General features: G+C 64.2%; 1 protein-coding gene. It reads right to left on the bottom strand.

The features are described 5' to 3' along the window. Positions 1–921: IS481 family transposase (locus MIC448_RS01845; protein ID WP_036295228.1), on the bottom strand; the 921-nt coding region annotated here is incomplete at its 3' end. Positions 922–1,025 lie beyond the last annotated feature (104 nt).

The following is a 1,025-nucleotide window of genomic DNA, read 5'->3' on the forward strand; positions in this document are numbered from 1 at the left end:
GTCGATGCCGCCGTGGGCTCTGTGGTGATTGTATTCGTGGAGCCAGTCGGCGTACGCAGCAAATCGCTCGGCTTCTGAACGGTAGGGGCGCGCGTAGGCCCATTCGGCGGCCAGAGTGCGGTTGAAGCGTTCGACCTTCCCGTTGGTCTGCGGGCGGTAGGGGCGGGTGAACTTGTGTTTCACGCCGACGCCGAGTGCGTCGTTGAAGGCGTGGGATCGGTAGCAGGAGCCGTTGTCGGTGATCACGCGCAGCACGGTGATGCCGTGCCCGGTGAAGAATGCTTTGGCGCGCTCCCAGAACGCGGCAGCTGTCTCCTTGCGTTCGTCGCCGAGGATCTCCGAGTACGCGAGTCTTGAGTGGTCGTCTATGGCGTGGTGCAAGTACGCGTAACCCGGTCTGCTCGTCTTCCGGTTGCTCTGTCCGCGCTGGCGGCTCATTACGCGGTGACCGCCGCCGTCGGGGATCCGGCCGAGCTTCTTGACGTCGACATGGACGAGATCGCCGGGGTTCGGGTGTTCGTAGCGGACCGGCTTCGGGCGCCGCACCGGCAGTCCGGTCGCCTTGTCCAACTGCGACAGGTGTGGCATCCGGTAACGACGCAGCACGTTCTCCACCGTCGAGCGGGACAGGTGCAGGTGCCAGGCGATCCGATGCGAGCCCCACCGCCTCGCGAACCTCAACGACACGATCCGTCTCTCCGTCCGTCGCGCCGTTCGCGATGGGGACATCAGCGGACGTGAGGACAGATCGCGCATCCCCGCGGTGCCTGCGGCCCGATACCGGTCTGCCCACTTCTTCGCTGTCGCCGGAGAGCAGCTGAACCTTTCCGCTGCTCTCCGCAACGGCCAACGAGAATCGACAACAAGCTTCGCCAGCCGCAGACGACCGGTTTCGGACAAGGGAGCATTAGCGTGAGTCACGAGGACCTCCGGTGGTCGAAATGAGTGTGGTAACCCACTTCGATATCGGAGGTCCTCCCAATTCACCTCACGCCACGCTGATCACAACCTCCGGGAGAGCTACA

Source organism: Microbacterium sp. C448 (assembly GCF_000582705.2).
Taxonomy (GTDB): Bacteria; Actinomycetota; Actinomycetes; order Actinomycetales; family Microbacteriaceae; genus Microbacterium; species Microbacterium lacus_A.